This window comes from Rubricoccus marinus, assembly GCF_002257665.1.
Classification (GTDB): domain Bacteria; phylum Bacteroidota; class Rhodothermia; order Rhodothermales; family Rubricoccaceae; genus Rubricoccus; species Rubricoccus marinus.
This window is the reverse complement of the sequence record NZ_MQWB01000001.1, coordinates 990,997-1,010,477: the sequence shown is the minus strand read 5'-3', so window position 1 is coordinate 1,010,477 and position 19,481 is coordinate 990,997. Positions and strand designations below refer to the sequence as shown.

General features: G+C 69.4%; 22 protein-coding genes. 7 read left to right on the top strand and 15 right to left on the bottom strand.

Annotation, left to right across the window (positions count from 1 at the left end):
• Positions 1–6 precede the first annotated feature (6 nt).
• The 3 genes from BSZ36_RS04020 to BSZ36_RS04010 all read right to left on the bottom strand — a co-directional run bounded on the left by BSZ36_RS04020 (position 7) and on the right by BSZ36_RS04010 (position 1,916).
• Positions 7–294 (bottom strand): hypothetical protein, encoded by a 288-nt coding sequence (locus BSZ36_RS04020; protein WP_094546266.1) that lies wholly within the window; start codon positions 292–294, stop codon positions 7–9.
• Complete coding sequence (locus BSZ36_RS04015) at positions 291–668, bottom strand: hypothetical protein (RefSeq protein ID WP_094546264.1); 378 nt, start codon at positions 666–668, stop codon at positions 291–293. The genes BSZ36_RS04020 and BSZ36_RS04015 overlap by 4 nt, the downstream gene beginning before the upstream one ends.
• A 135-nt stretch (positions 669–803) precedes the next feature.
• A complete protein-coding gene (locus BSZ36_RS04010; protein WP_094546261.1) occupies positions 804–1,916 on the bottom strand; it encodes a hypothetical protein in 1,113 nt (370 codons plus the stop codon).
• Positions 1,917–2,022: 106 nt separating this feature from the next.
• Between BSZ36_RS04010 and BSZ36_RS04005 the strand changes: the two genes are divergently transcribed.
• The 4 genes from BSZ36_RS04005 to BSZ36_RS03990 all read left to right on the top strand — a co-directional run bounded on the left by BSZ36_RS04005 (position 2,023) and on the right by BSZ36_RS03990 (position 5,446).
• Positions 2,023–3,081: an NAD(P)/FAD-dependent oxidoreductase gene (locus BSZ36_RS04005; RefSeq protein WP_094546259.1), complete on the top strand. Its 1,059-nt coding sequence runs from the start codon at positions 2,023–2,025 to the stop codon at positions 3,079–3,081.
• Positions 3,082–3,242: 161 nt separating this feature from the next.
• Positions 3,243–4,319: a class I fructose-bisphosphate aldolase gene (locus tag BSZ36_RS04000; RefSeq protein WP_094546257.1), complete on the top strand. Its 1,077-nt coding sequence runs from the start codon at positions 3,243–3,245 to the stop codon at positions 4,317–4,319.
• Between the two features lie 109 nt (positions 4,320–4,428).
• Complete coding sequence (locus BSZ36_RS03995; RefSeq protein ID WP_094546255.1) at positions 4,429–4,968, top strand: hypothetical protein; 540 nt, start codon at positions 4,429–4,431, stop codon at positions 4,966–4,968.
• Between the two features lie 79 nt (positions 4,969–5,047).
• Entirely contained in the window at positions 5,048–5,446 is a 399-nt protein-coding gene (locus BSZ36_RS03990; protein WP_094546253.1) for a hypothetical protein, read from the top strand.
• Here BSZ36_RS03990 and BSZ36_RS03985 read toward each other — a convergent pair.
• Complete coding sequence (locus BSZ36_RS03985) at positions 5,443–5,985, bottom strand: gluconokinase (protein WP_094546250.1); 543 nt, start codon at positions 5,983–5,985, stop codon at positions 5,443–5,445. The genes BSZ36_RS03990 and BSZ36_RS03985 overlap by 4 nt on opposite strands.
• Positions 5,986–6,000: 15 nt before the next feature.
• Between BSZ36_RS03985 and BSZ36_RS03980 the strand changes: the two genes are divergently transcribed.
• Entirely contained in the window at positions 6,001–6,270 is a 270-nt protein-coding gene (locus BSZ36_RS03980) for a hypothetical protein (RefSeq protein ID WP_094546248.1), read from the top strand.
• Positions 6,271–6,274: 4 nt separating this feature from the next.
• On the opposite strand, the gene BSZ36_RS03975 is transcribed toward BSZ36_RS03980, so the two are convergent.
• The 6 genes from BSZ36_RS03975 to BSZ36_RS03950 form a co-directional block, all read right to left on the bottom strand.
• The gene (locus BSZ36_RS03975) at positions 6,275–6,814 is read right to left on the bottom strand and encodes a hypothetical protein (RefSeq protein ID WP_143536745.1); all 540 of its coding nucleotides are present in this window, start codon (positions 6,812–6,814) and stop codon (positions 6,275–6,277) included.
• 42 nt (positions 6,815–6,856) lie between these two features.
• Positions 6,857–7,420 carry a hypothetical protein gene (locus tag BSZ36_RS18830; RefSeq protein ID WP_143536744.1) on the bottom strand — a complete coding sequence of 188 codons (564 nt, stop codon included), beginning with the start codon at positions 7,418–7,420 and terminating at the stop codon, positions 6,857–6,859.
• A 12-nt stretch (positions 7,421–7,432) separates the two neighbouring features.
• On the bottom strand, positions 7,433–7,615 hold the full coding sequence (locus tag BSZ36_RS03965; protein ID WP_094546242.1) for a hypothetical protein: 183 nt from the start codon (positions 7,613–7,615) through the stop codon (positions 7,433–7,435).
• 98 nt (positions 7,616–7,713) lie between these two features.
• Complete coding sequence (locus BSZ36_RS03960; RefSeq protein ID WP_094546240.1) at positions 7,714–8,007, bottom strand: hypothetical protein; 294 nt, start codon at positions 8,005–8,007, stop codon at positions 7,714–7,716.
• A gap of 4 nt (positions 8,008–8,011) precedes the next feature.
• Positions 8,012–9,565, bottom strand: a complete 1,554-nt coding sequence (locus tag BSZ36_RS19975) for a flotillin lipid rafts scaffold protein FloT (protein WP_094546238.1) — start codon at positions 9,563–9,565, stop codon at positions 8,012–8,014.
• Between the two features lie 78 nt (positions 9,566–9,643).
• Complete coding sequence (locus tag BSZ36_RS03950) at positions 9,644–10,231, bottom strand: NfeD family membrane protein (protein WP_094546236.1); 588 nt, start codon at positions 10,229–10,231, stop codon at positions 9,644–9,646.
• Positions 10,232–10,418: 187 nt separating this feature from the next.
• On the opposite strand from BSZ36_RS03950, the gene BSZ36_RS03945 reads away from it, so the two are divergent.
• Complete coding sequence (locus BSZ36_RS03945) at positions 10,419–11,426, top strand: aldo/keto reductase (RefSeq protein ID WP_094546234.1); 1,008 nt, start codon at positions 10,419–10,421, stop codon at positions 11,424–11,426.
• A 32-nt stretch (positions 11,427–11,458) separates the two neighbouring features.
• Here the strand turns inward: BSZ36_RS03945 and BSZ36_RS03940 are convergent, their stop codons facing one another.
• From BSZ36_RS03940 to rsmA, 5 genes are all read right to left on the bottom strand, one after another.
• Complete coding sequence (locus tag BSZ36_RS03940; protein WP_218827543.1) at positions 11,459–12,190, bottom strand: Ntn hydrolase family protein; 732 nt, start codon at positions 12,188–12,190, stop codon at positions 11,459–11,461.
• Positions 12,191–12,258: 68 nt separating this feature from the next.
• Positions 12,259–14,844 (bottom strand): serine/threonine-protein kinase, encoded by a 2,586-nt coding sequence (locus BSZ36_RS03935; RefSeq protein WP_094546232.1) that lies wholly within the window; start codon positions 14,842–14,844, stop codon positions 12,259–12,261.
• Positions 14,845–14,880: 36 nt separating this feature from the next.
• The gene (locus BSZ36_RS03930; protein ID WP_094546230.1) at positions 14,881–15,471 is read right to left on the bottom strand and encodes a sigma-70 family RNA polymerase sigma factor; all 591 of its coding nucleotides are present in this window, start codon (positions 15,469–15,471) and stop codon (positions 14,881–14,883) included.
• Positions 15,472–15,598: 127 nt separating this feature from the next.
• Positions 15,599–17,008: a magnesium transporter gene (gene mgtE / locus BSZ36_RS03925; RefSeq protein ID WP_094546228.1), complete on the bottom strand. Its 1,410-nt coding sequence runs from the start codon at positions 17,006–17,008 to the stop codon at positions 15,599–15,601.
• On the bottom strand, positions 17,005–17,817 hold the full coding sequence (gene rsmA / locus BSZ36_RS03920; protein ID WP_094546226.1) for a 16S rRNA (adenine(1518)-N(6)/adenine(1519)-N(6))-dimethyltransferase RsmA: 813 nt from the start codon (positions 17,815–17,817) through the stop codon (positions 17,005–17,007). The genes mgtE and rsmA overlap by 4 nt, the downstream gene beginning before the upstream one ends.
• Before the next feature lie 78 nt (positions 17,818–17,895).
• Here rsmA and BSZ36_RS03915 point away from each other — a divergent pair, with 78 nt between their 5' ends.
• Positions 17,896–19,401: a hypothetical protein gene (locus BSZ36_RS03915; RefSeq protein WP_094546224.1), complete on the top strand. Its 1,506-nt coding sequence runs from the start codon at positions 17,896–17,898 to the stop codon at positions 19,399–19,401.
• The last annotated feature ends 80 nt before the right edge of the window (positions 19,402–19,481 follow it).

Below are 19,481 nucleotides of genomic sequence, written 5' to 3'. Positions count from 1 at the left end.
GCAAAGCTACCCCGCCCGCCCGATCCCTGACTCCGCGCCGTCCAGCGATCGCCCCCTCCGATGGGCCACGACAAACGCGGCGAGCAGCATTCCGCCAGAGGCCCACCACGCGAGGTCCAAGACCGTCGCCCGCGCGAAGGCGTCGAGGATGTACAAGCCGTAGATCCCCCCGGCAACGGCCTGCTGCGAGAGGCCTGTGGCGCCCTGAAGCACCGCGAGGGCGAACACGCCTGGCATCAGGAGCGCACTGACCCCGACCGCCACGAGTAGCCGGATGCGCAGCGCTTCCCTCACCGGAGCTCGGAGCGAAGCACGCGCGAGACGACCACGACCGCGACGAGCAGCGCTCCGATCTGGACAAACGTGCTGACCCACGACGCGAAGCCGAGGATTGGGCCCGTTGCGAGGCCCGTGATGAACTGGACGGCCGAGGGAGAGGTCTCTGGCGCGAAAGCCGGGATCGTCTGCACAGCCGTCGCGAGGGCTTGCAACACGCCCAGGACGTAGCCGGTCCACGCGAACCCGACCAGCCAGCGTGCGGGTGTCTCGCCCACATACGGCACGAGTCCGTCCCGAATGCCTGAGCTCGCGCGAAGCAGCCACACCCCGATTCCGGCGATGATGAGAAGCGCCGCCACCGCGCCGCCTACCACGAAGTTGGATTCCATGCACGTGCTCGAGTGAGAGCGCCGAAGCTACGCGTTTCGGCTCCTCTGCCAAGGCCTCTGGCGACTCGCACGGTGGATGAGCGCGCCCTCCGATAGTGTTCGCCAACCGCGTCCGATGCGTCCTGGCCTCGCTGCCTAGCGCCAGTCGATGTGGTTAAGGCGGCCCGCGTCTACGCGCTCCCGGCTGGGTGTCAGCCCGAGGTCTCGCGCCCGCGCTTCGGCCTCCACCAGGCGAGGGTCGTCCGCCGGGTAGTACCGAAAGGCCACGCCCCACTCCTGCGACACCAACTGGACTGGCCCGACAACGTCGATGCCCGCGTCGAGCATGGACTGCGACAGCGCCGTCGCCCCTTCGGACGAGCCGGACGAGCCGACAACGATCATGTCCAGCCCCCCCTGGGGGATCGCCAGAGGCGGAGACGCGAGGAGGCGCTCGAAAACGGCGACGTACTTCGATTCGGGGTATGTCGTCAGAAAGTAGACCAGCGCCTCACGATCGCCGCCGAAGGGGAGACCGTTGGCCCCGCCGACGCCCACCTGCCACGTTTCCGCCCCAGCGACCGGGTGCAGGCTCGCGAGAAGGGTCAGCGCTCGGGCGAACGGCGAGCGGACCCTCTCCCCGAACGCGCTGGACGGGTAGCGGGTGAGCAGTTGCTCCGCGCGCCCCAGAACGTCCGCCTCGGCCCGGAGGTCGCCAACATCCAGATCTGACGGCGTCAACCGCCCGAGGGCCTCTTGCACGTCCACGTACAGCGCGAGATCGTGCGCTACGCCTCGATCCGCGCCGAACTCCAGCGCCCCATACGAGAGCGCGACCAGGGTGCCCTCTGCGTACACCGGGCGGAAGCCGAGCGCTTCGACCTCGCGCGCGAACGCGGCGCGCATCGCGGGCCCCTCGGTCCCGGCGAAGCTCTCCCACTCCAGCGCCGCGCTCCAAATCCCGACGGGCTCGGAGAGAAGCGCAACCAGTTGCTCGCGGACAAAGAGGAGCAGGTAGGGATCGTTGTCATCCGTGGCAACCGCGCCTACGTAGTGGCAGGCGTACTCCCCCATCAGGCTCGCCGCTTCTCGTACATCGCCCTGATACTCCTCGACCGGGGACGAAAGGATCACCTCCACCCACGCCGGATCGCGGAGCATCTGGTGCAGGGTGGGAGCGCGCTCTAAGAGCAGCGCCTCGCCATCGCAGGGGGCCTCTTGCGCGGCGGCGCCAGAGGCGAGGAGAACGAGCAGAAGAAGCGCGCGCATGAAGCAGGGGAAACGGGCCGAAAGGTAGGCCTCTGGCGCGAGGAACCGTCCCGAGCAAAGCGCCCAGCGTGGCGCTACCCTTGGGCTCCTTTCCGCCAGAGGCCGCATGGACGCCGACATCGTGATCGCCGGAGCCGGGCTCGCCGGAGCCTGCGCCGCCCTCGCACTCGCGCCGAGGCGGCGCGTGGTGGTGCTGGACAGCGGCGAGCCGGGCGCGAGCCACGCCGCCGCCGGGCTCGTCAACCCGTTCCTCGGCCGCAAAGCCAAACGCGCCTGGCGTGCCTCTGGCGCCCTAGATGCCCTCGATGAACTGGTAGAACGCGCCGATGCGCGCGGCCTCTGGCGCCAGGAAGGCGTCCTCCGCCCCGCGATGAACGAGAAGCAGGCAGCGGTTTTCCGCGAGCGGCAGGCCGAGCACGCCGACCGGCTGAGTTGGCTCTCGCCAGAGGCGTCACGCGAGCGCTTTTCGGCCGTAACGGCGCCGTTCGGCGCGCTCTGGGTACGCGAAGGCGGCCATATCGAGATTCCCGCTCTCGTAGAAGCGTTTCTCGGTGCCGCCGTCCGCGCAGGCGCTGAAGTCTGGCACCAGAGGCTCACGGGGTGGGAAGGCGGGCGGGCCCTCACCGACCGGGAGGAGATTCAGACGGCCCGCCTTTTCCTCTGCACGGGGGCCGCCACCCCACCTCTGGCGCCTTCGCTCCCGCTCCACGGCGTCAAAGGCCAGACGATCCGGCTGCGCACGCCCGAGCCTCTGGACCTGCCTGCCGTCTCCGGCAGCACCTACGTCGTGCCACTGGCGCCGCGCGAGGTCGTCGTCGGCGCCACGTTCGATCATACGTGGGACACGCTGGAGCCCACGCCAGAGGCTACGGCGATGCTGCACGAGCGCGCCTCTGGCGTCGTCCCGGCGCTCGAGGGCGCCGAGGTGGTCGAGGCCCGCACGGGGATTCGCATGACCGTCCCCGAGGCCGCGCGACCCGGACGGCTTCCCATACTTGGGCCTCTGGCGCCGGAGGCGCCGGGCGTTTGGGCGTTCGCGGGTCTGGGCGCCAAGGGCCTCCTCACCGCGCCGCTGCTCGCGCGGCACCTCCCCGCGTGGCTGGACGCGCTAGAGGCCATATGGCCCGAGGTCTCCTCGCTCGGCCTGTGGCGAGAGCGCCGCTGAGCGCGCCGCCTCTGAACGCGGCGCTCCGGGGTGGCATCTGCGCCGCGAAGAAGCCGCGGAGGGAGCGCTTTCAGCGCGTCTGGCTCCAGAGGCCGGCGGCGGCGGGAGGCCCCAGTTCCTCTATCTTGCCCGCTCTCCTTCCGAACCACACCTGCCCCTCCATGGCTGACGTCACGTCCCGCATTCAGGAACTCCTCGGCGATGAGGCCGACGACCTCCTCGGCTTCTCGAACCCGAAGATCTCCAAGGACCAACTCCACCTCCCCGGCCCCGACTTCGTCAGCGAGGTCTTCGGCCAGAGCGACCGCTCCATCCCGGTCATGCGCTCGCTGGAGCAGATGTTCGAGCACGGACGCATCGGCGGGACGGGCTACCTGTCCATCCTGCCCGTGGACCAGGGCATCGAGCACGGCGCGGGCGCGTCGTTCGCAAAGAACCCGGCCTACTTCGACCCGGCCAACATCGTCGAGCTCGCCATCGAGGGCGGCTGCAACGCCGTCGCGACGACCTACGGCGCGCTCGGCATGGTGGCGCGGAAGTACGCGCACAAGATCCCGTTGATCATGAAGATCAACCACAACGAGCTCCTCACCTACCCCAACACCTACGACCAGGTGATGTACGCCCGCGTCGAGGAGGCGTGGAACATGGGCTGCGCCGCCATCGGCGCGACGGTCTACTTCGGGTCGGACAACTCCATGCGTCAGCTGCAGGAGGTCACCGAGACGTTCGCCCTCGCGCACGAGCTCGGCATGGCCACCATCCTGTGGTGCTACGTCCGCAACGGCGCCTTCACCATCGACGGCACCAACCACGAGGCCAGCGCCGACACGACGGGCCAGGCCAACCACCTCGGCGCGACGATCGAGGCGGACATCCTCAAGCAGAAGCAGCCCACCTCCAACGGCGGCTTCAAGGCGCTCAACACCGGCGACTCCTCCTACGGCAAGCTGGACGAGCGGATCTACTCCGAGCTCACGAGCGACCACCCCATCGATCTCACGCGCTACCAGGTCGCCAACGGGTTCATGGGCCGCGCGGGGCTCATCAACTCCGGCGGCGGCTCCGGCGCCAACGACATGGCGCAGGCGGTCCGCACGGCGGTCATCAACAAGCGCGCCGGCGGCATGGGCCTCATCTCGGGCCGCAAGGCGTTCCAGAAGCCCATGAACGAGGGCGTCGAGATCCTCCAGGCCATCCAAGACGTGTACCTGGACGAGAGCATCACCATCGCTTAAAAACCAGGCCTCTGGCGCCAGAGGCGCTTTTACATTTGCCGCCTCGAACAGAGTCCCCCGAGCACGCGCTCGGGGGGCTTTGCTGTATCCCCCCTTGCCCACTTCTCGCATGCGCCTCCTCCTTCTTGGCCTTCTACTCCTTCCGGCAGTCGCTCTGGGCCAGACAGTTTCTCCGTTGATCGAACTCGCGCTCGAGTTCGGCGGTGACGACGTGGTAGAGCTGACATACGAGGACGGCGACACGCAGACGCTCACGGCGGGCCAGGGCGGCACCATCGCGGGAGGCATTCTCCTCCGCCCATCTGCCACCTCGCCACTTAGCGCGCGCGCGACCGCTGGCGTGAAGGCGCTCTTCAACGCGTCCAGCAACGCGAATACGCGCATCGTGCGCTTTCCCGTCGAGGTCGTGGGCTCCTTCCGCGTGGCTCCAGACGTGGAGATCGGAGCAGGCGCGGTGGCGCACGTCGGCACCAAGCTGAGCGGCGGCGGCTTCGTCCAGGACGTGTCGTTCGATCCGGCCTTTGGCGCGACGGTCGAGGCCGGCTACAGCCTGTTCTCCCTCAGCTACACGTGGATGGAGTACACGGCGAAGACCGGCGACACCGTCGACGCCAGCTCGGTCGGCCTCGCGCTGCGCTACGCGTTTTAGGCGCCAGAGGCCTCTGGCGCAACTTCGGAGCCCAGGCGCCGTCCGCAACCGGGTCCCCTACACGCCACCTCACCCCGGCATGAAACTCCCCGACTGGCTTCTCCTCGCGATCAACGCCATCCTGCTCTTTTTCGCCTTTATGGGTGTGGCGTCCGTCGACACCGACGTGCTCATGGTCACGTCCATGCTCGCGATGGTGACGGCTGCGATCAACGGCGTCGTCGTGTTCGGCCGCCGCAAAGGGCGCGACGAGCCTCTCGCGAAGCGGCGCGTGGCGCGGTCGTCCGAGGACGAGATGGACGCCCGGACCGTGCTCGACATCGACGCGCGGCTCGAAGCGCTGGAGCGCCGCGAGCGGGAGGCGGCCGATGCCGAGCGCATCCGGCAGATGGTCGCCCGAGGCGAGCAGAGCGCTCCCGAGACGGCGCCTCTGGCGGAGAGCGCGACGCCCCAGGCCGCTGGGCGCGAGCGGGTCTAGACCCAGGCTGCGACCTCCCGCACGAGTGCCGTCAGAGGCCGCGAGCCGTCGAGCGCGAGCCCTTCTTCTGATGCGAGCGGTTCGACCGTCGCGAGTTGGCTTGGCAGGAGCGCCGCGCCCGCGAAGTGCCCGGGCCGAGACGTCAGCCTCTGGCGCAAGAGGTGTTCGGGAACGGCGAGCCAGACGAGGGCGACGCCAGAGGCCGCACGGGTGAGGCGCTCGCGGTAGGCGCGCGTGAGGGCCGAGCACGAGAGAACGGTCGGCGGTCCGAGGGTGGCGCGCTCCTGGATCAGCGCCGCGAGGCGGTCCAGCCACGGCGCGCGGTCGGCGTCGGTGAGCCCTTTGCCCGCGCCCATCTTGGCGACGGCCTCTGGCGCGTGGTAGTCGTCGGCGTCCTCGAACGCCCAGCCGAGGTGCGCCGCGAGGGCGCGCCCCAACGTGGTCTTGCCCGAGCCGGACGGACCGGCCACGACGATCACGCGGGGGTTTCCGCGGACGCTTCGCGCCGGGCTGCCAGAGGGGGCTGTAGACTTCTGCATCTCGCACCCCGAACCATGACGACGCGCCAGAAGGTCCGCACCGTGCTTTTCGCCGCCATCGCGCTGCTGCTCGTTTTCGTGCTGATGGACGCGCTGGGCCTGCGCACGAGCGACACGGGCGTGGTCTCGCCCAAGGGCTACATCGCGATCTCGCACGGCGGGCACTCGCACTACGTGCCCAACGACTGGGACGGCTCGGTCCCGATCTCCAACTTCCCGAGCACGCCGCCGCCAGACGGGATGACCGTCGGGCCGAACGGAGAGCTGGTGCCTCTGGCGCCGTAGCCGCTCACTTCGGACGGCTGACAACGGTCCCCAGGCTCTCGCCAGAGGCCGGATCGTCGGCGAGTTGGAACACGATCACCTCCGAGGCCTCTGGCGGGACCTCGCAGCACCGCGCGACCACGCGGTCCGAGAGGCTGAGGGCGAGCCCCTCGGGCCGGATGCTCCGCACCGCGTAGCTCAGCGTCTCTCCTCTCGCGACGAAGCCGACGAAATACTCCCGGCCGTCATTCTCGAGCGCGACGCCGTAGTGATGCTGTGCGCTGTTGTTCTCAATCCGGACAGACGTGAACGTTGCCGGGAAGGGTGTAGGGCGGAGTGCGACGATGAGCAGAGTCAATGCCACCACGACGCTCGTGCCCGTGAGAACGTGGACCCACCGCCGCCGCAGCCGGCGCCAGCGGCTCACGCGGCGCTTCGCAAAGGCCCCCGCACGCTCGGGGTCGGGCGCAGAGCCGGGATCGGGCAGCCGATCCACGAACGCCTTCCGAAGCTGCCGCGTGGCAGCGGCACCCCGCCGGTCGCGATGGCGAGGATCGGGGGTCATGTGCGACCTGGACGCGAATCCCATGGCCTCTGGCGAAACGCCTCAGTCAGATGTTGAAAATGGCAACTTCCCGGTATCCCACGCCCCATTCTGGTAACGTGCGTATTGAAGCTTGAGCCCTGAGCGCGGGATCATCACGATCGTTCCCTCCTCGTCCTCCACCACGCGGTACACCCGCAGCTCCCGCCCGAGACGGACCGCCTCTGGCGCGGGCGTCCTGGTTTGGCCCGGCGCCTCGCCGCGCGCGCCGAAGTCTGCGAGCGCGTCATAAGCCTCCCGATTCTCCGCCAGAGGCAGGAGATCACGAGGCTGCGCCATGTCGCGCAGGCCAAAGGCCACGACAACGAGCACCGCGAGAAGCAGGAGTGCTCCAATGATGCTGGGGGCGTGCCGGAGGCGCACAGCTTGCACGGCACGGCGGCGTTTCAGCGCCCATCCGGTCGGCCCCTGGTGGCGCTCAGCCTCTGGCGCCAGAGGGGTCCTCCCTGCCGATGAGCCCTCCCACGGCTGATCCCTCAGAGCGTCGCGCAGCAAGCGCGTTTGGTGCCCTGAGCGCCGGTCCCGGTGCCGCGCGTTGATCGGGTTGCGATGTGGTGCGATGCCCATGTTTTCTCCTTGCTAGCTCGCAAACGCGATGCCCATCAAGAATATGAGGAGGAGGGCGACAACCGCCCCGACCGCCACCAAGACTTCCTCGGTCTCGTCCTCCACCGTGCTCTCCGGCCGACGGCGCGCGTGTCTCTCACGGCTCGCCTTCGCGCGCTCGTAGGCCTCTGGCGCCAGAGGCGTGTCGGTGTTCACAGGACCGTCGAGCGCTTCTTGGAAGCGCGCGGTAGCGCGGCCAGACCGGCGTTCCCTATGGCGTGGCTTCGCAGGTTTCCGGTATCCGTAGCCACCCATCAGATCCAACCCAGCTTGGCGATGGCGCCCAGCACGACGGCGACCACGAGCAAGACGAGGCCGAGCGATGTCAGCGCTTCGCCGAGCCGCCCCGACCTCTGGCGGCTCCGCCGCCGGCCGAGGTACCGCTCGCGCGCCGCGCGAGCCTCGGCGCTGGCCTCTGGCGCCAGAGGCCGCTCGTCGCCGGTCTCCTCGCGGAGAGCCGCCTGGAGCTGTTCCGTCGCCACCGCCGACCGCCGGCGCGTGCGCCGGTAGTCGGGGTGCTTGTGGAACGAGCCCCAAGCGTATCCCATCGGCCTAGGCTTCGTCCGCCTCTGGCGCCGCGCCCGTCGAGAGCGCTGGCGTGGAGGAGGCGCCGTCGCCAGAGGCGGCCGGCTTGGCGGTCGGTTCCTGGCGTTCGCTTGTGAGGCGGTTCGCCATCGCGCCGAGGTCGACGCCGGTGATGCCCTTGACGAGCTCCGGCGTCGTCGCCATGAGCTGCGCGACGGTGTTCGTCAGGCGCCCGACGCCCTCGCCGCCGCCGGTGTCCACGACCGTGAGCTTGTCGATCGACGCCAGAGGCGCGGCGATCTCTCTCGCGAGGTCGGGCATCATCTTGGCAAGCAGGTCCAAGACCGCGGCCTCGCCGAACTTCTCGAACGCCTCGGCGAGCTTCTCCTTAGCCTCGGCCTCGGCGAGACCGCGCTGGCGGATCACGTCGGCCTGGGCGAGGCCCTCGGCGCGTGTCGCGTCACCGACGGCCTGGCCGTCCAGGCGCTTGGCCTCGGCCTTTGCCTTCGCCTCGGCCTCGATCTCGAACTGGCGAGCCTCGGCGCGGCGCATCTGCTGCAGCTTGCTCGCCTCCGCGGACTGCTCCACGGCGTAACGGTCGGCGTCGGCCTTTTTCTTGACCTCGGAGTCGTACTGGTTCTCGCGGCGCACGATCTCCAGCTTCTCCAGGTCCACCTCGCGCTCCTTGCGCACGAGCTCGACCTGCATCTGCTCCTCGACCACGGCCTTCTGAGAGATCGCCTCCTGGACGGAGTACGCGAGGTCGGCGGACGCCTTCGCGGTGTCCTGCTCCTGCTTAAACGCGGCGACCTTCAGCTCTTTCGCCTTGTTGGCTTCGGCGACGTTCGTGTCGCGGATCAGCTCCGCCTTCTGGCCCTCCTCGTCCGCGTTGGCTTTTTTGATGCGGGCGTCGCGCGTAGCCTCGGCCTCGGCGATGTCGGCGTCGCGCTTGATGGCGGCGATGCGCGGGCGTCCGAGCGCTTCCAAGTAGCCGTTCTTGTCGCGCACGTCCTTGATGGTGAAGCTCACGATCTGGAGCCCCATCTTCTTCAGGTCGCGGGCGGCGACGGACTGCACCTCTTGCGCGAACTTGTCGCGGTTGCGATACACCTCCTCCACGGTCAGCGTGCCCAGGATGGCGCGCAGGTGGCCCTCCAAGACCTCCCGGGCCTCGGCGCGGAGCTCCTCGTCGGGCTTGCCCAGGAACTGCTCGGCGGCCGTCGCCACGTCCTCTACGGACGAGCCGACCTTGATCACCGCCACGCCGTCCGTCAGGACCGGCACGCCCTCGGACGTGTAGACCTCTGGCGTGGAGACATCGAGCTTGTGCGAGAGCAGCGAGATGTACTCCTTCTGCTGCACGATGGGCACGATAAAGGCGCCGCCACCGCGGATGATCTTGACGCGGCGGGCGCTCTCGTCCGTGAGGACGTTCTTGCCGCCCAGCGCGGCGCCGGTGATGATCATGGCCTCATCCGGCGAGACCGTCTTGTACCGGCTCGCGACGAGGATGATGAGGAGGACGACCGTGACGACGACGACAATGCCGACGATGCCACCGATTCCGAGAAGCTCTAGCATGACTGTAGGGGGACTGAAAGGGAATACGGAAAATCAAAAGACAGGCCTCTGGCGCGCTCTCGGCGCGAGAGGCGGGGATCACACGCCGGTCTGAAGGCGGGCGGGCGGCGCCTCCGCCAGAGGCGAGTGCTCCTCTTGCGTGAGCGGCGCGACGAGCAGCGTGCCATCGCGGGCGACCTCTACCACGACGATGGGCGTGCTGTCGGGGATGAGCGAGCCGTCAAACGAGGCTGCGGTCTGGAACGTCGTGCTGGCGCCCATCTTGACGACCACCTCCCCGTAGCCGCTGGCGGGGATGCTCGTGTTCGCCTCGCCGGTCTTGCCGACGTACTCCGCCTGGGAGAAGCCCGTGCTGTTCTCGCTCTGCTTCATCGGCTTGACGTAGACCAGGTGGAGCGCCACCGCGGAAACCAGCCCGACGGCCGCGGCGATGACGACCTCTGGCGTGGTGCCCAGCCCGACGTATTCGTCGAGAACGAGCCCGGCGCCGCCGAAGACGGTCAGACCCGCGACGAACGAGAGCGGGTCGAACACGCCGTCGATGTCGAACGCGTCGATGGCGCCGTCGAGCGCTTCCAGCGCGCCGTCGAGGAGGCCATCCAGCAGAACCAGGAGCAGAGAAAACGCGAGGCCGCCGCCGAGGCAAAACCAGTAAATCGTTGTCATGGCCGGTGCGGGAAAGGGGCGCCGGACATGGTACGGACGGGCGCCGTGGGGTGAGGTCCCGCGTACGTGCGCGCGCGCGCGAGGGTTACGCTCCCGCTCCGGTTTTGCCGCGTTAGCCCGGCGCGTCCAAGTCCTGGTGCGCGCCCCGCAACGGCCGTAGCCTCTGGCGCCAGACGCCCCCCTCCCCATGCTCTATCGGTCCGCTCCTCCCTACGCCCCTGCCGCCGACCGCTACAGCAGCATGGAGTACGTCCGCTGCGGCCAGAGCGGACTCAAGCTGCCGCCGATCTCGCTCGGGCTCTGGCACAACTTCGGGAGCGTAGACCCCTACGAGAACGCCCGCGCGATGGCGCTCCGCGCCTTCGACCTCGGCATCACGCACTTCGACCTCGCGAACAACTACGGCCCCGAGTTTGGCTCCGCCGAGGCAACCTTTGGCCGCATCCTCGCCGAAGACCTCGCGCCGTACCGGGACGAGCTTCTCATCTCGACCAAAGCCGGCTACCGCATGATGCCCGGGCCGTACGGCGAGTGGGGATCGCGGAAGTACCTCCTCGCGAGTCTGGACCAGAGCCTCTCGCGCATGGGGATCGACTACGTCGACATCTTCTACAGCCACCGCTACGACCCCGAGACGCCTCTGGCGGAAACGATGGGCGCGCTGGCCCACGCCGTCCACGCCGGCAAGGCTATCTACACGGGGATCTCCAACTACCCGCCCCAGGCCACCCGCGAGGCGGCGGCACTGCTGGAAGACATGGGCGCACCGCTCCTGATCCACCAGCCCAAGTACTCCATGTTGGAGCGCGCGCCAGAGGCCGAGCTGTTTGGCGTGCTGGAAGACGAGGGCGTCGGCGCCATCGTGTTCTCGCCTCTGGCGCAGGGACTTCTGACCGACAAGTACCTGGACGGTATTCCGGAAGACTCGCGTGCCGCGAAGGCTTCGGGCTTCTTGCGCGAGGACCAGGTAACGGACGACGTCATTGGAATCGTCCGCGCACTCCGCGAGATTGCCCGTGAGCGCAACCAGAGCATGGCGCAGCTCGCGCTCGCGTGGACGCGCCGCCGCCCCGAGGTCACGTCCACACTGATCGGCGCCAGCCGCGCGGAGCAGATCGAGGAGGCCGTGGCGATGCTGTCCCAGCCGCCTCTGGCGGAGGACGAGATCGCGCGCATCGACGCGATCCTCGCCTAGCCTCTGGCGCCAGAGGCGACCGGCCGCACCTCCTACTCGCCTGGTGCGAGCGCGACCTCGTAGACCATGACCGGGCCGTCGCTCGACCGGTCGAACGCGATGCCCGCCTCGGCGCCGAGCGTCGCCAGAGGCCCCGGCTCCAGGTCGTCGTAGCGCGCCCACATCGCGCCGAGGGCGTACGGGTAGCCGGAGCCCATCGCCCAGTAGCGCTTGTAGCCGTGCACCTCGCGCATGTCGTACACGCCGAAGATGCCGCCGGGGCTCGCGATCAGGACCGAGGCCTGGCTGGACTCGTACGGGTCGCCTTCCTGGCCGGACTCCGGGAGCAGGAAGTAGCTCTCCTTCAGGATGGGATGGAGCTGGCGGAACGTCTCGAAGACGGCCTCTCGCGAGGACAGGTCCAGCCCCTCGTCGCTGCTGGAGAAGTCTTCCAGGGCTTGCTTGAGCACCAGGAAGTGCGCCGTGTACCCGACCACGCCCACGTACGCCGTGCCCTGCGTCGTCTCGACGGCGAAAATCTTCTCGGGCGCCGCGTCGTTGTCGAACGGCAGGCGCGTGTCTTCAAACGTGGTGAGCGCCTCGGACGCGATCGCGACGACGTTTCCTTTGCGGACGGCAGTAAGCGTGGACATATCGGGAGGGAAGAGGGCGCTGAAGATCGCCAGTTTGCGCCCCGTGGATGCGGCCTCTGGCGGCCAGCTCGCGCGAATGGCGCCAGAGGCCAGGCCTCTGGCGAGGAGCGCGGCGATACGGCATTCCGCCAAGCCTGCGTCGGCGTCGCGAGATCGCCGCGCTTCGCTCGCGATGACAAGACACTGGGGGCGAGGCGCTCTCAGGCGCCGAGGTCTGCCGCCGCGGCGTCGGCGTCGGCAACGCAGGTGAGCCGCTGGCGCTCGTGCGCCAGGCTGCTGCACAGCCCGCGGCTTTGCTCGATGAGGCGGGCGGCTTCGGCGTTCCGGCCCTGGGCGGCCACGGCGGCGCCGATACCCAGCACCCAGCGGGGCACCCAGGGCGTCGGCTCGGCGATGGACTCGCGCCAGAGGCGGAGCCCCTGGCGGCCGGCCGCCTCGGCCTCGGCGTACCGCCCCTCCTCCATCAGCACCTCCCGGCGCCGGGCGAGCATGGGCGCCACGATGGAGCCATTCGCGTTGCCCACGCGCCCGACCGTAGCGATCGCCTGGCTGTGCAGCCGCTCCGCCTCATCGAACCGGCCCTGCATGGCCACGGAGTAACCGAGTTGGCTGACCGTCTGCGCCGTTTCCAGCCCGCCCTCGCCGTAATGGATGCGCTTGACGCGGAGCGCCTCGCGGTAGAAGCGCTCGGCCTCGGGCCAGCGCTCCATCTCGCGATAGGTCGCCGCGAGGTTGTGGTACGTGTGGGACGTGTGCATGTGCTCGGTCCCGATGGTCTCCTCGCGGATCGCGAGCGTTTCGAGGTGCACGGCCTCGGACTCGTCCAGGCGGTCCGCGAAGTTCAGCACGTCGCCGAGCACGTTCATGCTGTACGCGACCTCGGCAGAGCGCGGCCCAAACACCTCGCGCTTGAGTGCGATGGCCTCCTCGATGTGCGCCAGAGCGCTCTCCACCTCGACAAGCCGCATCTCGGAGTGCGCGAGGTTGTGGAGCACATCCGCGAGCTCGGCCTTGTGCGTACCGGCGTGCTCGTGGAGAATATCGGACGCCTGCTGGTTGACGCCTCTGGCGTCGGCGTAGCGCCCCTGCCGCTCGTACAAGTGACCGAGCGCGCCGAGCGTTACGCCCACGTTGGGGTGGTTCGTCCCGTGCACCCTTCGGCGTAACGCGAGCGCCTCATCGAGCGCGCTCTCCGCCGCCTCGAACTCGTCCAAGCGGGAGTACACGTCGCCGATGGAGTGGAGCATGTGGGCTTGCACCTCGGGCTCGTCCGCTAGATCGGCTCGCACGCGGTCGATTCCCGCCGCGAGCAACTCGCGCGCGGTCACGTCGGCGCCCCGCGTCTGTGTGGGATCGGCGCCGGTGAAGATGCCCGCGAGCAACGCCGACACCTCCGAGGACGTCTGCGCCTCGGTCTCGGCTCGGTCGCGCTCCGCGCCCACGCGCACAAACGCCGCCGCCGTCACGAGCGCGATCACCGCGCCAGAGGTCGCGGCCGCCAGGAGCCCCACGCGGTGCCTGCGGGCAAACGAGCGCGCGCGGTAGCCCACCGTGTCCGGCCGGGCGAGAACCGGCAGGCTTTCCTCGTGGCGCTTGAGGTCGCCCACGAGCGCCTCTACCGACGCGTACCGGCGCTCCGGCTCCTTTCGGAGCGCCATCAAGCAGATCACATCCAAGTCCCCCGCGATGCGCCGACGCAAGCGGTCCACCGTGGAGCCGTGCGTGTCCATCGTGTCGCCTCTGAGGCTTTGCGTGCCGCTCGGCCTAGCGCCTCTGGCGGAGTCCGCCTCGCCAGAGGCCTCTGGCGGCGTGGGCGCGTCGGGCGGCGTGCCCACCACCGTGCTCGGCCGCGGCGGCTGGACCGTCGCCACGACGTGCTCGATCACGCCCGGCGTACGCGCGTCGAACGTGTACGGGCGCCGGCCGGTAAGGAGTTCGTAGAGCAACACACCCAGCGCGTACACGTCGGTCGCGGTCGAGATCGTGCCGCCGAGGACCTGCTCGGGGGCGGCGTACTCGGGCGTGAGCAACAGCTGTCCGGGCGCGGTGAGGACCGTCAGCGGCTCTTCCGCATCGTCGGTGAGCAGCCGCGCGATGCCGAAGTCGAGGAGCTTGACGCGGGGCCCGGCGTCGCCAGAGGCCACGAGCACGTTGCCGGGCTTGAGGTCGCGGTGGACGACGAGCCGGTGGTGCGCGTACTGCACGGCCTCGCACACCTGTCGGAACAGCGCGAGGCGCGCGTCCACGCCCAGCCTCTGGCGGTCGCAGTAGTCCGTGATCGGCTCGCCTTCTACGTACTCCATGACGAGGTACGGGCGGCCGTCCCGGGTCTGCCCACCGTCCAGGAGCCGCGCGATGCCGGGGTGCTCCAGCCGCGCGAGGATCCGCCGCTCGGCCTCGAAGCGCCGCAGCACGGCGTCCGTGTCCATCCCGCGCTTGACCAGCTTGAGCGCGACGGTCTGCTCGAACGCCCCGTCGGCGCGCTCGGCGCGGTACACGGTGCCCATGCCGCCGCGCCCGATCTCCTCGCCGATCCGGTACGGACCGAGGCGTTCGCCGACGGCCAGCCCGCTCGTGATCTCGCGCAGCCCCTCGTCACCGAGCGCCTCTACTGCGCTGCCTTCCAGCACGCCGGATGCGTCCACACCCAGTAGGGAGAGCACCTCGCGCGCCAGAGGCTCGTCGCCCGCCGCTTCGCGCCGCACGAAGTTCGCCCGCTGCGCCTCAGGCTGCTCCTGCGCGGCGAGGAAGAGGTCCTGGACTCTAGACCAGAGGTCGGGCGTCATGCGGGGAGGGGAATGCGGCGAGGGCCGCAGGAGAGATCAGGAGGCCTCTGGCGTGAACACGTCGTCGCTCAGTTCGCGGGCCAGCCACGCGCGGGCGGTTTTCCAATCGCGCTGCACGGTGGGGACGGAGACGCCGAGGGCTTCGGCGATCTCGTCCTGGCTGAGGCCACCAAAGAAGCGCATCTCGACCACGCGGGCAGCGCGCTCGGCGAACACGCCGAGGCGCGTCAGGGCTTCGTCGAGCGCGAGCAGGTGCTCGGTAGGGGCCTCTCGCGCGATGCCGTCCTCGATTAGCGTGACCGCGGCCACGCCCCCGCCCCGTTTGGCCGCCCCCCGCCGCTCGGCGTACTGGATCAGCACGCGGCGCATGGCGATGGATGCGATGCCGAAAAAGTGGGCGCGGTTCTGCCAGCTGGCGTCGCGCTGGTTGATCAGCTTGAGGTACGCCTCATGTACCAGCGCCGTCGCGTTGAGCGTGTGCGCGGACCGTTCCTGCCGGAGCTGCTGCGCCGCGAGAGACTGGAGCTCGTCGTACACGAACGGGAGCAGCGAGTCCATCGCGACCTCGTCGCCGCTCTGCGCGCGGCGGAGGGCTTCGGTGAGCGGGGGGCCGGGCGGGCGGGACATGATGTGAGGTGGGATCGCCCTCAATAAACGACGAGCGCCTGCCGATCGTGCGGCGGGCCCCTCGCGAGAGGCCCGCCTGATCCGCCAGCGCGAGGACTCACCCGGCGCGCCGCCGGAGGAGCGGTCGCTAGAGGTACAAGACGGTCGCGACGGCGAAAAAGATGGTCAGGCCGAGGATGTCGTTCGAGACCGTGATAAACGGCCCCATCGCGAGCGCGGGGTCGATGCCAATGCGGGACAGCGCCAGAGGCACCGTTGCGCCGACAAGCGTGGAGAGCACGATCACGACCATGAGCGCGAGCCCGGCCGTGAGGGCCAGCCGCGACGTGTCGTCGCCGAAGCCGCTGGCGACGACGATGAGCGCGAGCGCAACCGAAAGGACCAACCCGTTGATCAGCGCCACGCCCAGCTCTTTGCCGATGCGCCGCACGAGGTCGGAGCGCCAGATGTCGCCAGAGGCCAGGCCTTGCACGGCGATGGCGCTGCTCTGAATCCCCGCGTTGCCGGCCATCGCCATCACGATGGGGATAAACAGCGCGAGCACGGGCGCGACTTGCAGCGCGTCCTCGAATCCGACGATGACGAGGCCGGAGATGTACGCGCCTCCCAGGCCGAGCAGCAACCACACCAGGCGCCCTCGCGACACCGCGAAGATGCTGGACGAGATCTCTTCGTCGCCGGTGATACCGACCGCGCGCTGGAGGTCCTCTTCGGCCTCCTCGCGGATCACGTCCACCACGTCGTCAATCGTGATGCGGCCCAGGAGGTGACCATTCGCGCTCACGACCGGCAGCGCGATGAGGTCGTACCGCTCCATGATGCGGGCGACTTCCTCCTGGTCCAGGTCCGCCTCCACCGTTACCACGTCGGTCTCGGCGATCTTCGCCAGAGGCGTGCGCGAGGGCGCCAGGAGCAACCGCTTCAGCGTCACGAAGCCCACAAAGCAGCCTCTGGCGTCGATGGTGTAGACGACGTAGACGTCGTCCAGCGTTTCGGCGAGGCGGCGGACCTCTTCGGTGGCCTCGGCGACGGTCGCGGTTTCCAGCACGGCCACGTACTCCGTGGACATGAGGCCGCCCGCGGTCTCGTCGCCGTAGGTGAGGAGCTGGCGGACATCGGCGGCGTCCTCCAGTTGCGGCAGGACCGCGTCCGCCATCGCGGAGTCGGTCTCCGCGAGGTCGCCCAGCACGTCGGCCTGGTCGTCGGTCTCCAGCTGGTCCAGGAGCGCGGCGATCTCGGGCGAGGTGAGGTCGTCCAGGAGGTCGCCGCGGAGCGCGCTTTCCAGCTCGGGCAGCACGTCGGCCGTCTGCTCGCTCGGGATCCAGTCGAACAGCGTCCGCGCGTCCGCCAGAGGCAGGTGCGCCACGATCCGCGCGAGGTCCGCCGGGCGGAGGTCGGCGACGAGGTTGAGCACCATGCCGCGCTGCCCCTCGTCCACGAGCACGCCGACGTTGCGGACGAGCTCGTCGTCGACCTCGAAGGCGGTGCCGGACCCAGGCGGGGCCTCTGGCGCGGGCAGGGTCGTGGGCTCGGTCACGGCGAAAAAAAGGCGTGGGTAAGGCGGACGAAGTCGGCGGGCGAGACCTGCTCCGGGCGCAGCGTCGCGGCCCACTCGGGGATCTCGCGCGCCGTCTCCTGCGCCAGAGGCCTCAGGCTGTTCCTCAGCATCTTGCGGCGCTGCCCGAACGCCGCGCGGACGACGCGGCGGAGCGCGGCGGAATCTAGCCCCGCCTCTGGCGGGTTCGTGAAGTCAATCGCGACGACGGCGCTCTCCACGTTGGGCGGCGGGCGGAAGGCGCGGCGGTCCACGTCGAAGAGGAGTTCGGCGCGCGCGAGCAGCGCGAAGTACACCGAGAGCGTCCCGTACGTCTTGCTCCCCTCGGGCGCCACGATCCGGTCCGCGACCTCCTTCTGCACCATCACGACCGCCCGCGCGACGTGCTCGCGCGCGTCCAGGAGCGAGAAGAGGATGGGCGAGGTGATGTAGTACGGCAAGTTGCCGACAATGTGGAGGCGCGCGGCGCTCTCGCCTCTGGCGCCAGAGGCCTCGGCGGCGGCCCCGGCCGAGTGCGCGAGTGCGGCCCAATCCACGTCCAGCACGTCGCCCTCGCGGAGGTCCAGCGTGGGGTGCTTCTGGCGGAGGTGCGCAATCGCCTCGCCGTCGATCTCCAGCGCGATGAGGTCCGGGTAGCGCGCCAGGAGCGCACCCGTCATGGCGCCCTCTCCGGGGCCGATCTCGACGACCTGCGCCTCTGGCGGCGCGTTCACGGCGTCCACGATCTGGCGGACGACCGACGGCTCGGCGAGGAAGTGCTGGCCCAGGCCTTTCTTGGGACGGACGGACATGGCGGAAACGAGGGAGGGGCAGATGGTCCGGTGCGGCGCCGAACGACGCATGGCAGAGTAGCCCCCTCCCCCCTCGCTATGCGGACCCGACGCCTTTTCCTTCTACTCCTCGCGCCTCTGGCGCTGCTCGCCGCCGCGCCGCTGGCGCTCGCCGCCGCGGCTCCCATCACGCCAGAGGCCTACCCGGGCCTGCCCGAGGCCGACGCCTCCACCCTCCTCGTGCTCGTCGCCGACCGTGGAACGCCGGCCTACACGGCGGCGGAGAGCAAGGCGAACGGCTCCACCATCTTCGTGGAGCGCAAGCTCTGGCGCGGCCTGGAGAAAGCGGCCGAGCTGATGAACGAGACCGACGGGCTCACCGTCCTCGTCGGCATCGCAGGCGGCGAGTACACCGGTCAGTTCTCCTCTGGTGTCTGGAAGGTGCCGAAGATCGAGAGCCCGAACGGCACGCTCAAAGTGCTCGGCGGCTTCAACGATGACTTCTCCGGGCGCCAGCCGTTTGGCTTCCCCGTCCGCCTCACGACGGTCTACGGCCGCGATGGCGACATCTTCCAGATGACGGACAAGTCCGTGCTCAACGAGTTGGTCGTGAGCGGCCTGGTCCTGGATGCGGCGCCGTCCAACGCGTACGACGCGCGCACCAACAGCATCCTCAAAGGGCAGTCGCGGAGCTACCCGCTCATGTCGTTCGGCCGCGCGACGGTGAACCGGCTGACGGTCGCGGACAACATCTTCCTCAACGGCGCGCACGCGGCGGTCCGCCTCACCATCACGCCGGCCTCGCCAGAGGCGGAGGTCCACATCACGAACAACTTCTTCCTCAACAACCTCCTCGCGTTCGAGACGCAGATCTACCCCTCGAAGCTGCGGACGTTCGGCAAGCTCGTCGTGCGGCACAACTCGTTCGTGCTCAACTGGCCGTACAACCCGGACCAGACCTCGTCCAACGTCTCGGCCATCGAGCTCCACACGGATCAGTCGTTCGCGGCGGCGGCGTTCGAGCGCAACCTCTTCGCCTACAACCCCGGCGGCGTCTTCCAGCACGACTGGCCCGACGGCGACAGCGGCGAGCTCACCATCCGCGAAAACCTGTTCTTCCTCAACGGTGCGTTGTGGAACCAGTCGGCGCCAGAGGCCGCGGTCGTGGCCGGCAAGTTCGGGACGAACCCGCGCTACCTCGTCCTCGACCTGTACGACGTGGAGGACGACCTCAGCGCGACGATGAGCGGCAACGTGGCCTTCGACCCGCAGATCCCCGTCGTCCTCGCGCCGCTGCAAAGCGTGCAGGCCTCTGGCGAGGTGCAGGCCCAGCCAACCGTCATGAACGATGTGCGCCGGATGTTCGGCGGCAACACAGACGGCGGGACAGTCGCGATCGCCAACTTCGCGCCGCAGATGCAGTACGACGTGCGCATGGTGCCGCTGCCGCGGAACGAGGACGCGCAGCCGTACGGCGTGCAGCCCGCAGGCCTCTACGGCGCGACGCCGAGCACCGGCGAGCGCACGGCGGCACCGGCACCGGCCGGGGATGAGGTACGCGAGGGACCGCGCCGTGCCGTCCGCCGCAGCGTTGGGGGCCAGTAGGCCGCCAGAGGCCGGCCGCAGAAGGCAGATCGTGTAGGGGCGAGGCTCGCCTCGCCCTGTTGGGACTGGTGCTGCACGGG

What these genes read in the sequence shown, in the direction of transcription:
- BSZ36_RS04015 (WP_094546264.1), bottom strand. Translation starts at nt 668, where the DNA reads ATGGAATCCAACTTCGTGGTAGGCGGCGCGGTGGCGGCGCTTCTCATC.
- BSZ36_RS04010 (WP_094546261.1), bottom strand. Translation starts at nt 1,916, where the DNA reads ATGCGCGCGCTTCTTCTGCTCGTTCTCCTCGCCTCTGGCGCCGCCGCG.
- BSZ36_RS04005 (WP_094546259.1), top strand. Translation starts at nt 2,023, where the DNA reads ATGGACGCCGACATCGTGATCGCCGGAGCCGGGCTCGCCGGAGCCTGC.
- BSZ36_RS04000 (WP_094546257.1), top strand. Translation starts at nt 3,243, where the DNA reads ATGGCTGACGTCACGTCCCGCATTCAGGAACTCCTCGGCGATGAGGCC.
- BSZ36_RS03995 (WP_094546255.1), top strand. Translation starts at nt 4,429, where the DNA reads ATGCGCCTCCTCCTTCTTGGCCTTCTACTCCTTCCGGCAGTCGCTCTG.
- BSZ36_RS03990 (WP_094546253.1), top strand. Translation starts at nt 5,048, where the DNA reads ATGAAACTCCCCGACTGGCTTCTCCTCGCGATCAACGCCATCCTGCTC.
- BSZ36_RS03985 (WP_094546250.1), bottom strand. Translation starts at nt 5,985, where the DNA reads ATGCAGAAGTCTACAGCCCCCTCTGGCAGCCCGGCGCGAAGCGTCCGC.
- BSZ36_RS03980 (WP_094546248.1), top strand. Translation starts at nt 6,001, where the DNA reads ATGACGACGCGCCAGAAGGTCCGCACCGTGCTTTTCGCCGCCATCGCG.
- BSZ36_RS03975 (WP_143536745.1), bottom strand. Translation starts at nt 6,814, where the DNA reads ATGACCCCCGATCCTCGCCATCGCGACCGGCGGGGTGCCGCTGCCACG.
- BSZ36_RS18830 (WP_143536744.1), bottom strand. Translation starts at nt 7,420, where the DNA reads ATGGGCATCGCACCACATCGCAACCCGATCAACGCGCGGCACCGGGAC.
- BSZ36_RS03960 (WP_094546240.1), bottom strand. Translation starts at nt 8,007, where the DNA reads ATGGGATACGCTTGGGGCTCGTTCCACAAGCACCCCGACTACCGGCGC.
- BSZ36_RS19975 (WP_094546238.1), bottom strand. Translation starts at nt 9,565, where the DNA reads ATGCTAGAGCTTCTCGGAATCGGTGGCATCGTCGGCATTGTCGTCGTC.
- BSZ36_RS03950 (WP_094546236.1), bottom strand. Translation starts at nt 10,231, where the DNA reads ATGACAACGATTTACTGGTTTTGCCTCGGCGGCGGCCTCGCGTTTTCT.
- BSZ36_RS03945 (WP_094546234.1), top strand. Translation starts at nt 10,419, where the DNA reads ATGCTCTATCGGTCCGCTCCTCCCTACGCCCCTGCCGCCGACCGCTAC.
- BSZ36_RS03935 (WP_094546232.1), bottom strand. Translation starts at nt 14,844, where the DNA reads ATGACGCCCGACCTCTGGTCTAGAGTCCAGGACCTCTTCCTCGCCGCG.
- BSZ36_RS03930 (WP_094546230.1), bottom strand. Translation starts at nt 15,471, where the DNA reads ATGTCCCGCCCGCCCGGCCCCCCGCTCACCGAAGCCCTCCGCCGCGCG.
- rsmA (WP_094546226.1), bottom strand. Translation starts at nt 17,817, where the DNA reads ATGTCCGTCCGTCCCAAGAAAGGCCTGGGCCAGCACTTCCTCGCCGAG.
- BSZ36_RS03915 (WP_094546224.1), top strand. Translation starts at nt 17,896, where the DNA reads ATGCGGACCCGACGCCTTTTCCTTCTACTCCTCGCGCCTCTGGCGCTG.